At 38.1% G+C, this 14034-nt stretch carries 11 protein-coding genes; 5 read left to right on the top strand and 6 right to left on the bottom strand.

Annotated features, from left to right (window positions below; genetic code table 11):
• Positions 1 to 18: 18 nt before the first annotated feature.
• Together BUB99_RS00295 and serA are read right to left on the bottom strand one after the other, a co-directional pair.
• Positions 19 to 1101: an aminotransferase class V-fold PLP-dependent enzyme gene (locus tag BUB99_RS00295; RefSeq protein ID WP_073118372.1), complete on the bottom strand. Its 1083-nt coding sequence runs from the start codon at positions 1099 to 1101 to the stop codon at positions 19 to 21.
• 291 nt (positions 1102 to 1392) lie between these two features.
• On the bottom strand, positions 1393 to 3291 hold the full coding sequence (serA, locus tag BUB99_RS00290) for a phosphoglycerate dehydrogenase (RefSeq protein ID WP_073118370.1): 1899 nt from the start codon (positions 3289 to 3291) through the stop codon (positions 1393 to 1395).
• Between the two features lie 428 nt (positions 3292 to 3719).
• Here serA and BUB99_RS00285 point away from each other — a divergent pair, with 428 nt between their 5' ends.
• Both BUB99_RS00285 and BUB99_RS00280 read left to right on the top strand, forming a co-directional pair.
• Positions 3720 to 4970: a cation:proton antiporter gene (locus BUB99_RS00285; protein WP_073118368.1), complete on the top strand. Its 1251-nt coding sequence runs from the start codon at positions 3720 to 3722 to the stop codon at positions 4968 to 4970.
• 52 nt (positions 4971 to 5022) lie between these two features.
• The gene (locus tag BUB99_RS00280) at positions 5023 to 5658 is read left to right on the top strand and encodes a GOLPH3/VPS74 family protein (RefSeq protein WP_073118367.1); all 636 of its coding nucleotides are present in this window, start codon (positions 5023 to 5025) and stop codon (positions 5656 to 5658) included.
• Positions 5659 to 5697: 39 nt separating this feature from the next.
• On the opposite strand, the gene BUB99_RS00275 is transcribed toward BUB99_RS00280, so the two are convergent.
• The 3 genes from BUB99_RS00275 to BUB99_RS00265 all read right to left on the bottom strand — a co-directional run bounded on the left by BUB99_RS00275 (position 5698) and on the right by BUB99_RS00265 (position 9978).
• Complete coding sequence (locus BUB99_RS00275) at positions 5698 to 6117, bottom strand: hypothetical protein (RefSeq protein ID WP_073118366.1); 420 nt, start codon at positions 6115 to 6117, stop codon at positions 5698 to 5700.
• A gap of 1 nt (position 6118) precedes the next feature.
• Complete coding sequence (locus tag BUB99_RS00270; protein ID WP_073118364.1) at positions 6119 to 7198, bottom strand: potassium channel family protein; 1080 nt, start codon at positions 7196 to 7198, stop codon at positions 6119 to 6121.
• Positions 7199 to 7326: 128 nt separating this feature from the next.
• Positions 7327 to 9978, bottom strand: coding sequence for a hybrid sensor histidine kinase/response regulator transcription factor (locus BUB99_RS00265; protein WP_139280831.1), 2652 nt, complete (start codon positions 9976 to 9978; stop codon positions 7327 to 7329).
• Positions 9979 to 10580: 602 nt separating this feature from the next.
• On the opposite strand from BUB99_RS00265, the gene BUB99_RS00255 reads away from it, so the two are divergent.
• The 3 genes from BUB99_RS00255 to BUB99_RS00245 all read left to right on the top strand — a co-directional run bounded on the left by BUB99_RS00255 (position 10581) and on the right by BUB99_RS00245 (position 13165).
• Positions 10581 to 11978, top strand: a complete 1398-nt coding sequence (locus BUB99_RS00255; protein ID WP_084190252.1) for a thioredoxin-like domain-containing protein — start codon at positions 10581 to 10583, stop codon at positions 11976 to 11978.
• 91 nt (positions 11979 to 12069) lie between these two features.
• Entirely contained in the window at positions 12070 to 12543 is a 474-nt protein-coding gene (locus tag BUB99_RS00250) for a hypothetical protein (RefSeq protein ID WP_073118359.1), read from the top strand.
• A gap of 58 nt (positions 12544 to 12601) precedes the next feature.
• Positions 12602 to 13165: a rhomboid family intramembrane serine protease gene (locus tag BUB99_RS00245; protein WP_245816765.1), complete on the top strand. Its 564-nt coding sequence runs from the start codon at positions 12602 to 12604 to the stop codon at positions 13163 to 13165.
• 5 nt (positions 13166 to 13170) lie between these two features.
• Here the strand turns inward: BUB99_RS00245 and BUB99_RS00240 are convergent, their stop codons facing one another.
• The gene (locus BUB99_RS00240; RefSeq protein WP_084190251.1) at positions 13171 to 13995 is read right to left on the bottom strand and encodes an alpha/beta hydrolase; all 825 of its coding nucleotides are present in this window, start codon (positions 13993 to 13995) and stop codon (positions 13171 to 13173) included.
• Positions 13996 to 14034 lie beyond the last annotated feature (39 nt).

Raw genomic sequence — 14034 nt, 5'->3', positions numbered from 1 at the left:
GGCTTATCAAATATGATGCTAAAAATCAATCCCATTGATTGAATCGACTAGCATTTCCATTTGTTCCTTAGAATGAGTAGGGAAGTTGGCTATTCGGATATGCTTACCTTTGAACTGGCTATAGCCACTACCCACGTTCATTCCTTTGTCAGAGAGCGCGGACATCAGCTTCTCAGCACCTCCGGTTACTTCGGCTACACCTATCGTTACGGATCTGAATTTCTTTTCAGTGACAAATGGAGTAAGCTTTTCGTGTGTATCGAACAGGTTATAAATCAAAGCACTTTTATAGGCTGCTTCTTGTCTGATTTGATCAATGCCTTTGTTGAGCATGTCCTTGACAACTTGCCCTAGCAAGTAAATATTTAGAACATTAGGCGTACAACTTGTTTGATGCTTTTGAGCAAATTTATCAATACTAAGTAGGCTATTGTAGGTGTTGTGATATTTCCCCGCTTCTTTCAGCTTTTGAGCCTTTTCCAAACACTTGTCATTGTATATCCATACCCCTAGACCAGAAGGAAGACCGAAGCATTTTTGTACAGAAAAATACAAGGTATCTAGCATACTGAAGTCATATTTGGTAATCGGGAGAGAACTTACAGAATCCACAGCCAATAGTTTGTTTGGGTTGTTTCTCTTTAGCGCCTCTATATCAGCCACAGGTAACATAGCTCCTGTACTGGTTTCATTTTGTGCTAATCCGATCAATTCTACATTGTCTGGAATGACTGCCGCGATCAGGTCATGATTGGAGCCAGGCTTTACTTGATCCAAGATGGCATTTTTTCCAAGGTCTTGAGCTGCCTGATGGAATTTCTCTGAAAATGAGCCGTTTACGAAATGGTATGAGTTTTGATCAATCAAATTCTCGGATATCCTTTCCCATACTTCTGTAGCAGAAGAGGTGAATCCGATGTGATATCCATCGGGTAAGTTGAGGAGTTTTTTGAGAGATTCGACCGTTTCTTGGTGAATACTCACATATTGTTTGCTTCTATGGCTAATGGAAAGAATATCGTTTTTGATGGCATTCTTTATGTGTTGTTCTGCTGTGAAATACAAGGCAGATGGGCCGGGAGTGAAGAAAATTTTATTCATCTATAAAGTTGAGACATATGCGTTATAAACAACGCAAAATTATTACAAAAGAACGGAAACTAGATATATTTGCACCTCTTTGGATCATAAGTTTATTAAACTATAGATCATAACAGTACCGGGTGACTCTGGTGGCTAAATCAGGCCTCATTTCGACTTGTCGGAACTCTTTGGAGATAACAGTGGACGATTGAATCATTTGGATAGCTCAAATCTTTACTTATAGAGGTTTAACTAAACCACACGATCCTTAGAAAAAAATCCCGTCCATTTGGACGGGATTTTTCATTTTTAGTATAACACTCTGAATCGGATTGTCCCTTCGATCTTTTTCATGATCTTAATGACATCCTTGTCATACTTTTTATCGATGTCTGTAATCACATACCCCATGATTTCGTTGGTTTTGAGGTATTGTCCCATGACGTTGATGTCATGCTTGGCTAAGATGTTGTTAATCTCAGCGATGATACCTGGTTTGTTGTGATGAACGTGAATGAAGCGGTGTGCATTCTCTAGCTTAGGTAGTGTCAAGTTAGGGAAGTTAACACTATTAGTAGTGGATCCAGAGTTGATATAGCTAATAATCTTATTAGGCACGAACTCAGCGATATTTTCTTGAGCTTCTAATGTACTACCACCGATATGTGGAGTCAAAATCACGTTTGGTAATCCTCTCAATTCTGACACGAATTCATGGTTGTTACTCAAAGGCTCTTCGGGGAACACATCTATGGCAGTACCTGCTATTTTACCCGACTCTATGGCTTTTTTCAATTCAGGGATATCGACCACATGTCCACGAGATAGATTCATGAAGATGATCCCATCTTTCATTGCGTCAAATTGCTCTTTGCCGATGATGTTTTTATTACTTTTTCTGCCATCCACATGTAGAGACACGATATCTACTTGTGATAGCATTTCATTGAGAGAATTGCACTTAGTCACGTTACCAATAGGGAGACGCTCGTCTATGTCGTAATAATAGACCTGTAGTCCCATCGCTTCAGCCAATACCGAAAGCTGTTTTCCGATATTACCATATCCTACAATTCCGAGTTTTTTGTTTCGGACTTCAAAACTATTGCTTGCTGATTTGTCCCATTTTCCGACATGCATTTTAGCAATTTTGTCTGGTAGGTTTCTAATCAACATGATCATCTCTCCAATCGCAAGTTCTACTACAGATCTCGTGTTGCTGTATGGTGCATTGAACACCGTAATACCTCTCTTAGTACACTCAGTTAGATCGATCTGATTGGTTCCGATACAAAACGCACCAATCGACATGAGACGTTTTGCATTGTCCAAAACTCTTTTGGTGACAATCGTCTTAGACCTGATCCCGAGTATCGATACGTCTTTGATTTTTTCTACGAGTTCGTCCTCAGTCAAACCTGCTGGGTGAACTTCTACCTGATATCCCTCTTCTTCTACTATTTTGACACCTTTACTGTGGATGTTTTCTAGTAGTAGAATCTTAATTCTGTTTTTAGGGTATGAGAGTGCTCCTTCCATATTATTATGATATAGTATTTCGTCGAGTGATGGGGCTATGTGGTCAGCATAGTCCATTACGTTTTGTCTTTTTACGTTTTCGGTGAAGGCATAGAACCTATTGGCTTTTCCTTCTTTTCTGATTTCATAGTCATTGTATCCATCACCAATGACGTAGATGTCACCTTCAAGGTTAAGCGAATCTATCAACGCTGGTTTTCCTTTGCTACGTGATAGGATGTTGTCTTTGTCAAAACCAGTGATCGTCCCGTTTTCGTCAAACTCAAAAGTGTTCGCATAGACATGATCTTCCTTGATGCCATATTCTTTGACGATAGGGGAGATGAACTCCTTGAATCCGTTCGAAAGAATGTAAACACGATCAGCATTACTTTCTAAAAATGCTTTGTTTCGAATGAATGATTTGGAAACGAGGGCTTTTAATTTGTCTATTAATAACGGAATATGATTTTTATTAGCCCTCAGTATTTTCAACCTGCTTTCTAGGGATTCCCTGAAAGACAAATCACCCCCCATGGCAAGATTAGTTATTCGCTCAATTTCTGCCAATGCTACTTTTTTTTCTGCTTCATTCTCAAAAGCCAGTGTGCAAAGTACATCTAGCGCTTCTACTCTTGTGAAAGTGCTGTCAAAATCAATTACGAAATTTTTGACTTTAGATTCTGTCATTCAATTAGTTACTTTGTTTTGAGTGGATTTTAGAGTCCCAAAATCACCTATTCATCTTGGCGCAAAATTATTCTTATTACAACAAAAGTGAGATATTATTAATCGAATTAATCTGACTCACTTACATTTTTGCAAAAATGATAATCTTTGAATCGATAATTGTTATTTGCATAACATTTATCTGTAGGATTGGGTATTTCTTTGGTTTTGCAACATGATCCAACTTACTTTTTATACAGTGTCTAATCGGTATAAATACGGATAATACGGCTTTTTGGAGGGGAAATTCTCATCTGGATTTAATGTTGTTTATTTCAAAATACGCTTGAAATCTTCGTATCTTGGCGCTCTAGTTGCGGTTTTTGATTGTTGTATTATTAGAAGATTGCAAAGAGAAAAGCTTTAACACTTACTTTAATTTTATTAAAATGGGGATACTTGATCTGATCACCTTGCTGATTTTTTTAGCAGCAGTTTTTACACTCGTTAATATTACTTTACTCAAGCTACCGTCAACCATTGGGTTGATGGCAATAGCCTTGGCTTCTTCTGTAGGTATTGTCATACTGGGGTATGTGATGCCATCGATACTTAGTGGTGCAGAACATATAGTACATGAGTTTGATTTTAAAGAGGTACTTCTTAATGTCATGCTGAACTTCCTGCTTTTTGCGGGAGCACTGTCTGTGGATTTGAGTCGATTGTTAAATGAAAAGTGGTCGGTTATCATACTAGCGACTTTTGGTACGCTGATGTCTACATTTATTGTAGGGTATTTGATGTACTTCGCTTTTCCATTGATGGGGACAGAAGTAGACTTAATCTATTGTTTGCTTTTTGGTGCATTGATATCGCCTACTGATCCAATTGCGGTATTGTCACTTGTGAAGAAAGTGGGTTTGGCTAAGCGCCTAGAGATTAAGATTGCTGGTGAATCCCTCTTCAATGATGGAGTTGGTGTGGTTATCTTTTTGACGATACTAGGGATTGCTCAAGGTGGTGGAGAACATGGTGGTGAAGTGAGTGTTGCCAGTGTTGCTGGATTGTTTGCTACTGAGGTTTTTGGAGGACTACTGTTAGGTGCCTTGTTTGGTTATATGGGCTTTAGGTTGCTCAACTACATAGATAACGATCATGTGGAACTAGAAGTATTGGTGACGCTGACACTTGTAATGGTTGGTGGTCGTTTGGCTGAACTGATCCATGTGTCTGCTCCATTGGGTATGGTAGTGATGGGATTGTTTATCGGTAATGAGGGTAGAAGTGAGCATTTAGCGAATGCCACCGGAGAATATGTCTACAAGTTTTGGCATTTGCTAGATGAAGCACTGAATGCAATTTTGTTCATCTTGATCGGTCTAGAGTTTATCGTAATTACGCAGACATTTCAAAATCATTACCTTCTGATTATGCCTGTAGCCATTGTTGTGGTGTTATTTGCACGTTTTTTGGGCGTTTCTATTCCAATTACTATACTTAAATCTTTCGGTAAAAAGTTTGAGAGAAAAACAATAATGATATTAACTTGGGGAGGATTAAGAGGTGGTATATCGGTAGCCTTGGCATTATCACTCTCCGACAGCATACCGGCTAAGGATGTGATTGTCACGGCAACATACGCTGTAGTGGTGTTCTCGATTCTATTTCAAGGATTGACTATTGAGAAAATTATGAAATAGTAAAAAGGTTTTATCATATTTGCACCTTAGTATTGGATTAAACAGAAATTAAATGAAATTAAGCTTAGCAGAAGGATTGATGCTAATTGCCTTAGATGATGAGGAAGGTAGACTATTAGCAGCGGCAGAGCATTCCATTGATCATGGTATATTGGCTATTGTTATCTTAGAGCTGTCTTTAATCAAAAGAGTCTCGTTTGACGGAGGTAAAGTTGTAATAAAAGACACTACGGGAACAGGAAATAAGGTACTAGATAACGTACTGAAGGCCTTAGGTGGTGGTGGTTCTACTTTGCCTGATACTATCAAAAAATTGGTTGGCTCCTTTGAGCATATTCAGGATGATGTGATAGAGTTGTTGGTTCAGAGAGGTATTTTGAAGGTAGAGTCTACCAAATTGCTATGGATTCCAGTGTCTGAAAGAATGGATAATGCTAACTATGCGTTTGAACAAGAAATCAGAGATACGTTAAAGGCAGTCGTGCAGAGTGGTAAAAAACCAACTCCAGCGATTGTAATTCTGATGAGTGTGATTCATAACTGTGGAATCCTTGAAGAAGTTTTCAAAGAAAAAGATCAGCTGATAGACGCAGTAAAGGTTGCTAAGGATGTCGCGGCAAGTGGATATGTAGATGATAATACGAAAGTAGCATTAGAGAGTCTAAAAGGACACTTTAGTTCGCTGTAAAGTCTGTACAAATAATTTTAAACAAGAAAAGGCAGTTGATTATTCAGCTGCCTTTTCTCGTTTAATGTCTAATGGGGTTTTTGATGACTTCATGTAGAACTTGAATAGTTCGTCTGCATGTGACTCCATTTCTTTAGTGGTGGTATTCTGTCTTTTGGCAGCAGCGATAATCTGAAGTTCTAGTAACGTCTTTAGGTAGGCTTTGATCGAGTCCTGATTGTCACGAATCTTTTTACCATTGAGAGCCATAAAGCCAAAGCCTTCGTGGGGATTATTTCTGTCACGTTCGAGTATATGGTATTCTACTCCATCAATGACTGTGTGATCAAAATGATAATTGATGTTCTCGTGAATCTCACTGAAATTAGGTCCGTCTCCAGCATTGACATCACGATTTTCACAAGCAGTACCTATCAGTAGGAATCCTATTATAGTGAAGGAGTGTTTGAATTTGGTCATATTAAGTTTCTTTGAAGTAACCTTCTTGAACATTGAATGCTTTTTGGATAAGTTCGAACGAACTACCGTTCACTATGATAATCAAATAATCTCCTAATTCGATTTTATATTCTTTCTGTGGGTTCTTGATTAAAAGTCTTTTTCCTCCTGACCTTTTAACCATTCCGATCAGTACACCATTGAAATCTAATTTAATCCCGTCAAATGCCTGCTGATACTTTTTGTTTAGATAAGGATTGTCATAGGTAACCAAGAACTGCTTGATATCATAGTCTGTAGGCGTGTGTGCAAAGGACATGATATCCTCCGTGTAGGCCGCTACATCTGGTTCGAACATATAACTAGCCAGGATTTTGGATGAGATCTCATGAGGAGAGATGGCATTCGTTACCCCAGCATTGATAAATGTGTTTTTGAGATTGGCATTTTCTAAAGTTACTACGAATTCAATATTGTCATAGATTTTTTTGATATTCAAAATGAATACTAGCTTTTCCGTATCGTCATTTAAATTAACGAATGTTACCGATGACTTTTCGATGTTGACTTTCTTGAGCGCATCAAAGTTTTCGAAATCGGCATAGAGTGTGAAAACATTCTTTTTCTCATATTTTTCATGAATCAAATCAATATCAGTCCGTTGGTTTGTGACTATAGCCACTTGTTTGTTTGCACCAATAAGTTGCTCGGTGACCAATTGGCCAAAGTCGCTCCAGCCGATAATTACAACATGGTTTTCGAATACAGTTCCGTTGTAGCCTAGCATTTTATTTTGTTTAATTGTGGACACAAGATTAGTGATTTCTCCAATGAGTAAACCATAAATACCTACACTAAGTAGTACGAATATGTAACCGATGACTCGTCCATAAATAGTGTTGGGGTAGATATCGCCATAGCCTACTGTGGTGAGCGTGACGACAGTATACCACACAGCCTGGTGATAATTGGTGATCGATGACTGAGAACTGTCTTGTTCGAATCGTATGAGTAGTGTGATAAGTATAAAATAGACTACAATACCTATCAATATTGCAAATATGAATCTATTGATCTTCCGTCTCTCAGTGGAATTGAGCATATATTTTGACGCTTATGTTAGGTTGATATTGTGATTTCAAGATATCAAAGTTGAAGTTAATTAAAAATTAACTTGAGCAAAATAAAGCACTCATACTTCGACTGAAATAGTAAAGTTTGTTTCTGTTTTTAGGTTTTTTGTAAAAGATCAGTAGGTTTTTTTCCAAACCTTTTTTTGAATTGGGTATTGAAGTGGCTGACATTGTTCATGCCTATCATTCGAGCTAGTTCTGAGGAATTGCTTAATTTTTTTTCTCTAATGATTCGGTTGGCGTATTGCAACCTTACTTCCTTGATGTATTCGTATGGAGTAGCGTTCGTTAATTTTTTTATAAATCTATAAAATTTTCTTTCACTGACACATATTTCTTTCGCTAAGAAAGTAATGCTGAGATTGGAATCATCAATTCTTTCCAAGATTAAATTTTCTACTTTTTTGAGTAGCGAAGCTTCCACTTCATCAATGGTTTCTTGACTATTGATGAACAAAGCATTTTCGTTGGCATTATTCCATTCTTTTTGGTTTAAAAGATTTTCTACTCTTAGTAAAAGTTCTTTGGGTTGAAATGGCTTTGATAGGAAGTCATTGACTCCTTTCATTAAGACTTTTTCTTTGTCTTCTTCTGAAGTCCTAGCTGAGAGAACTAATGCAGGGATCTTTTTTAATTTTTCGTCCTGTCGAAGTTGCTCCAATAATTCGAATCCATCGAACCATGGCATCATGAGATCTGTGATGATAAGGTCTACAGGTTCCTTAGCTAGGATCTTAAGCGCACGTTGACCATTTGAAGCAGTCAATACCGTATAGTGCTCGGAGATGATATCATAGATGTAATCCCTTACTTCTGGATGATCTTCTACGATCAAGATAGTTTTGTTTTTGACATCTTTGCTTTTGTTTCGTATGCTGTCAATATGAACAGTAGGTTTTGCTTCTACAGTATCCTCAATGTCTCTGAATAAATCTCTTTTTTGGTCACTGTATAGTAACTGAGATAGGTTAGTAACTTGATCAATACCTACACGTTCCTGTTTTAGGTATATGATAAATTCGGTCCCAATACCAACTCTACTTTTGACCTCAATTTTTGCATGGTGTTTATCTATAATTTCTTTGACTAGTGCTAGCCCAATACCAAAACCTTCTTGGGTTTTGAAGGTTGTCTCTGGTGCCTGATAATATCTGTCGAATATATATGGGATGTTTTCTTCGGGGATACCTTCGCCCGTGTCAAGAATAGATACACAAAGCGAAGTATCTATTTTTCTCAGGCTAACGGTCAATGATCCTTTTTCTTGGGTGTGTTTTAGACCGTTGGTAATCAAATTGAACAGGACTTTTTCAAAATGAAAAGGGTCTACATGAACAATACTACCACCCTCTATGATCGTGCTAGAATAGGCGAGGTGTACTCCTCGCATTTCTGCCATAGAACTAAACATTTGTACAAATAGGTTAAGTACCTCATTTATGTCAATATACTTCGGCTTGATAGCGAGTTTATTGTCCTCTAGTTTGATCAGTTCGTTGATTTCATTGGTCAAATGAAGTATTCTTTCTCCATTTTTTAGACCAATCATTAGTTGCTTTTCCGCTCGGGAGTTTAGGTATACGTCTTTATTTTCGAGGACTTGCTGTATACCGCCCATAATCAGAGTCATCGGGGTACGAAGGTCATGAGAGATGTTGGCAAAAAAACGAGATTTGGCAGCATCTAACTGAATCAAACGATCCGCTTGAGCCTTATTTTTCTTGGAAAGTCGCTTGTTGATGACTGCTGCTCGATAAACGATGATCGCTATTGCTACGACAAGTATCAATACAATAACAGACGAAATCAACATTGTATTTTGTGTTTTGATCGTTTGTTGATTTAGTTCGTCTTTCTTTTTGAGCAGTTCGTTCTCAGCAGATTGGTTTGCTGCATGGGCACGAATTTCTGCCTGTTGCACCTGATTGACCATATCAAGCTTTTGAATAGAGTCTGCCAAATATTCAAAATCACTCACTAAGTTTATCGCCTTTTTGTACTTGCCTAAATCAGTGTATGCCATGTACAATTCTTCTTTGAGCGTCTTTAAGCGGGTTTGGTACGTGTTTTTACTAAGTTGTTCTTTGAGGTAAGGTTCTAACAGCTCGATTGTCTTGATTTGATTACTTGTCCTATTATAAATATTAGCCAGAGCGATCATGTTTTCAATGTTACTGGTTTCGCTTCTTTGCTCTTTACCGTATTTAATGGCAAGATTAAGTGACTTAATAGCTTGCTTTACATTTCCTTCGGCGTAATGTACTTTACCATAGTACCGATGTATGCTAGATAAAAAATCGGTGTTTTCATGTTTTTTACTCGCTGTGAGCGCACTGTCAAGATAATTTTTTGCTGCTCTTGTATTTTTATTAGATAACTGAACACTAGCCATATACGAGTACCAGCCGCTAAGTCGGTCCATATGTTTTTGATCTTTTTTTAGACCCTGAATAGCTAGATTAATATACTGAGTACTTTTGTCAAAGTTCCCCAAGTCGTCGTAGCTCTTGCCAATGTTATAATAACATAGAATAACTCCGAATTCGTCATGACGCTCTTTATATGCCTTCATTGCATTGAAGTGCGCATCTATTGATAGTCCTAACTGGTCTAAAAAATAATACGCTAAACCTAAATACACGTAAACTTGAGCTTCAGCATGATGAGGTTCATTTTTGATCTCTAGTAGTTGGGTGTATGCATTAGAAAAATGAACACAGCTCATATAGTTGCCTTTATGATGGTTCATTCTCGCCTGATGATAGAATTGTGTGAGTTTATCTACCACTAAAAGTTTTCCTTCATCAAAACGGGAATCAAGTATATTGAAATAAAATTGGGCAGAGTCGTAATCTTGATCATCGATAAGTTTGTCAACATGATCAAGGAGAGCTTTGTTATCAAGTGTAAGTAATTCAATTCCACTTCCACCATTGATTGGGAAGATGGAAGAGGAATAAAAAAAACTGAATAGAATTAAAACTGCTGATTTTAATGATTTATTCAATGCAATGGGTTCTAATAATTAATTTCTCAAATGCTGCTATAGTAATTATGAGCGCTTTTCGGGAAGACCAGTTTCGTTTTTGTCCTTGTCAGTGTCATCATCATCAGGCATTCTTGTTACTAGAGTCTTGTTTACTATTAAATTTTTCATGGTTTGTTTATTTTTATGTTTTAATGAATTTTGATCCAAAATACGCAAGTATTGCTGAAAATCATAATACTGAAAGGGTTCTGAGTAAGAAATGGATCAAAAATATCAACCTCAAAAAGAAAGTGGCTTCTCGTTCAGAATATCATATCAAAATTAGTTCTTTTGCATTCATTCAGAACATAAATTATTGACTTATGTGGATTAAAAAGTGCTTGTTTTTTTCGTTTGTATTAATAAGCTTAAATGGATTTGGGCAGACAGAAGGGTATAGGATAGAAGTTGTGATGGAAGGTCTAGAAGATACGGTTGTCTATTTGGGCAATCACTTTGGTCCCAAAAAGTACCTCCAAGATACTGCCAAGTTAGGAGCTGGTGGACGGCTTGTTTTTGAAGGGGATAGACGGCTGAAAACAGGTATGTATTTTCTGTATGGAGGAGCGTTGTATATGGATTTGATTATTGACGAGCAGCAGTTTAAATTATCTACTAAGCGTACTGATTTATACGGTAGTATGATCGTAGAGGACTCTCCGTCGAATGTTCAGTTTAGAGATTTTCAGGAGTTGATGATAGCTCATCAGCAGAATGTTCGTGATCTTACGCAACGATTGGATTCTACCTCCACCAAGAAAGACTCTGTTACCATATTTGACCGGGTGCAAGAGCTAAATGATCTGAACTTGGCATCAAGAGACAGTCTCCAAGAACAGTGTGGAGATAGTTTTGTAGCAGAACTGATCGAATTAATGGGATTGCGAGCTGACTTTGCTTTTGAAGGAGACTCACTGACCGTAGAAGAAAAGCAGGAGCAGTACAATGCATTCAAAAATGACTATTTCAAAAACATTGATTTCAACTCTGAAGGACTCGTTCGTACACCGATATTTGAGTCCAAAATCAATGAGTATCTAGACAAAGTCACGATACAAAATCCTGATTCGGTTATTCATTCAGTAGATTTTCTATTGAGTAGTAGCCAAGACAATGAGGAACTGTATCGCTATCTGCTGGTGACTTTGTTTCAGAAATACCAAAACCATAAGATCATGGGAATGGACAAAGTATTCGTCTATCTGTCAGATGAGTATTACCTAAAAGGTAAAGCTCCATGGGCTGATGAGGCAATGATTACAGAACTCAAAAAGGAAATGGTATTTCATCGTGACAATCAAATCGGGAATATAGCTCCACAGATTTATTTTCAGGACACGTCTGGTGTAGCCAGTAGTTTATACAGTATCAAGGATGATTACATTATCTTATATTTCTATTCACCTACCTGCGGTCATTGCAAAAAGAAAACGCCTGTACTCAAAGAGGTTTATGACCAGTTGGATGGTAAGGCAGAGGTCGTGGCAGTCTGTACTGATACCGATGCAGAGAAGTGGAAGGAGTTTATCCAAGAATTAGACCTAAATTGGTTGAATTATGCAGATATGGGGTACAAAAGCAATTTTAGGGTAGAGTATAATGTACGCAGTACACCTATGCTGTACATTCTGGACAAAGACAAACGAATCATTGCGAAGAAGCTGGATGTAGAACAGGTCAAAGGCTTTGTGGAAGAACAGGTTAGAAGAGCATTACAGTAATATTTTTGAGGGAATAATTATTATTTTGTTTTCGCTTTGGACTAATTCTCTTATTTTCGGAGCAGAATTTTTGAAGATTAAATAAAACCAAATGGTTGAAGAATTTAAAACACTGAGAGACGATGAAATTGAGGTATTATTAAATGCCCCAGTTCTTGTATCTGTAATGATAGCTGGTGCTGACGACAAGATCGATAAGACAGAAATCACGCAAGCAGTAGAGATTGCTAATAGCAAGCAAGCGCGCGCGCGCGAGCAGCTGATCGAGTATTACAGAGAAGTAGGCAAGGATTTTCAGGCAAAGTTTGAGAAGTATGTGGCAGAGTTGCCAGACAATGCAAGTGCTAGAACAGATTTGATCAGTACTGAATTGAGGAAACTCAACCATATCCTGCCAAAACTTGAGCATAACTTTGCTGTGAAGCTTTATGCAAGCCTCAAAGAAATGGCAAAAAAAGTAGCTGAGGCTTCTGGTGGTGTGTTAGGCTATATGTCTGTGAGCTACGAAGAGGCCAAATTGATGGAGCTTGGAATGATTGAAGATCCAGATACTTTTGAGCAGTAATATCGACCTATTGAAAAATTTGATAAACGCTATCCTCTAAAGGGTAGCGTTTTTTGTTATGAAGAAGATAAGTACTTATAGGCGTAGTTCGGTTATCCCACTACGCATGGCATTTGTCATGTGGCTTTTGTTTACGTACCAATTCTACTCGGGACACGATTTAGGATTTTTGGGTATTTATCCGAGGCACCTACTTGGTCTGATAGGAGTATTAGTGAGTCCTTTGGTTCATGGGGATGTGAACCATATTATGTCCAATACTGTACCACTGATATTACTAGGAGCTGTACTCTTTCACTTCTACCCTCTAATAGCGCGTGTGGTGTTTGTTAACTCTTATTTGGCGACAGGGCTTTTAGTTTGGCTCTTTGGACGAGAGTTCTTTCACATTGGAGCCAGTGGGGTGATCTACAGTTTAGCGTTTTTTCTTATGCTGTTTGGTCTTTTCCGTAAGGATAAAAAATCACTCCTCATTTCTATCATCGTCGTGGTAGTGTATGGAGGTTTAGTCTATGGTCTGATGCCAAACGATCCACAGACATCGTGGGAATCACACGTTTTCGGAGCAGGAGTAGGGACGTCTCTGGCGTTCGTGTTTAGAAATCGCGCACGTGTAGATTAATCAAGTCAGAAATTCATGACAAATCCATAAATTATCCGTGCGTAGGTAGATTCATTGACCGTGAAATTATCCATGTGTCCTGACTTTTCGAATACATGCAGTTGTTTGAATTCAAAATCAGTTTGATCATAGAGCCGTTGCATATCCTCTTCCTTGAATACATAATTTTCATTACCATGGAAATACAAAATTCCTCTCAGGTCTTTGCCGGCTGGTTGTGAGACTACTGTTATTGTATTGAACTCTGGTATCATCACACTGCTCGGGATTTTCATAGGCGAGTGTATGGCTTTGAACCTTGACCCGAGCGCAGCAAAATCCACATAAGGGTTGTCTGCTATAATCCCTGTGATCTGGTGTCTGTTGTATCCATGGTTGAGCCCAATACCCGCGCCGATTCCCCAGCCGTAGACGATGATTTCATGATCAAAGCGCTCACTAACATAAGCGATGACTGCATCAAAGTCTGTAAAAAATTCTTTGTAGATATAATTGAGTGGGTCGATTTGGAAGTCACTACTACCACCAAATCCACGATAGTCATAGGTAACGACATTGAACCCATAATTGACAAAAATCCTCACACGCTCTAAATAAGCAGCCATATTTTCTACCCCATCATGGCTTATTACCATCAGTTGATTGCCTCTACTAGAAGGGAAGTACCATGCTTGTAATATAGCTCCATCAGGAGTAGGGATTTTGATGGATTCGTATTTCATCCTATGATCCTGCGGCAAAGTTTTGTATGTGCGAGAAGGGGAGAGAGCCAAGCACGCTTTACCAAACAATAGGAACACAAATAGTAAGATGAGACGGGTGATTGGCATGTGGGATTGAAATGGTTTTAGTTTTTAGAATACTAGAAT

This window comes from Reichenbachiella agariperforans (assembly GCF_900142205.1).
Taxonomy (GTDB): domain Bacteria; phylum Bacteroidota; class Bacteroidia; order Cytophagales; family Cyclobacteriaceae; genus Reichenbachiella; species Reichenbachiella agariperforans.
This window is presented reverse-complemented; position numbering and strand designations above follow the sequence as displayed.

Bases quoted from the DNA above. Each gene is read 5' to 3' on its own strand.
- BUB99_RS00295 (WP_073118372.1), bottom strand. From the start codon at position 1,101: ATGAATAAAATTTTCTTCACTCCCGGCCCATCTGCCTTGTATTTCACA.
- serA (WP_073118370.1), bottom strand. From the start codon at position 3,291: ATGACAGAATCTAAAGTCAAAAATTTCGTAATTGATTTTGACAGCACT.
- BUB99_RS00285 (WP_073118368.1), top strand. From the start codon at position 3,720: ATGGGGATACTTGATCTGATCACCTTGCTGATTTTTTTAGCAGCAGTT.
- BUB99_RS00280 (WP_073118367.1), top strand. From the start codon at position 5,023: ATGAAATTAAGCTTAGCAGAAGGATTGATGCTAATTGCCTTAGATGAT.
- BUB99_RS00275 (WP_073118366.1), bottom strand. From the start codon at position 6,117: ATGACCAAATTCAAACACTCCTTCACTATAATAGGATTCCTACTGATA.
- BUB99_RS00270 (WP_073118364.1), bottom strand. From the start codon at position 7,198: ATGCTCAATTCCACTGAGAGACGGAAGATCAATAGATTCATATTTGCA.
- BUB99_RS00265 (WP_139280831.1), bottom strand. From the start codon at position 9,978: ATGAACCATCATAAAGGCAACTATATGAGCTGTGTTCATTTTTCTAAT.
- BUB99_RS00255 (WP_084190252.1), top strand. From the start codon at position 10,581: ATGTGGATTAAAAAGTGCTTGTTTTTTTCGTTTGTATTAATAAGCTTA.
- BUB99_RS00250 (WP_073118359.1), top strand. From the start codon at position 12,070: ATGGTTGAAGAATTTAAAACACTGAGAGACGATGAAATTGAGGTATTA.
- BUB99_RS00245 (WP_245816765.1), top strand. From the start codon at position 12,602: ATGAAGAAGATAAGTACTTATAGGCGTAGTTCGGTTATCCCACTACGC.
- BUB99_RS00240 (WP_084190251.1), bottom strand. From the start codon at position 13,995: ATGCCAATCACCCGTCTCATCTTACTATTTGTGTTCCTATTGTTTGGT.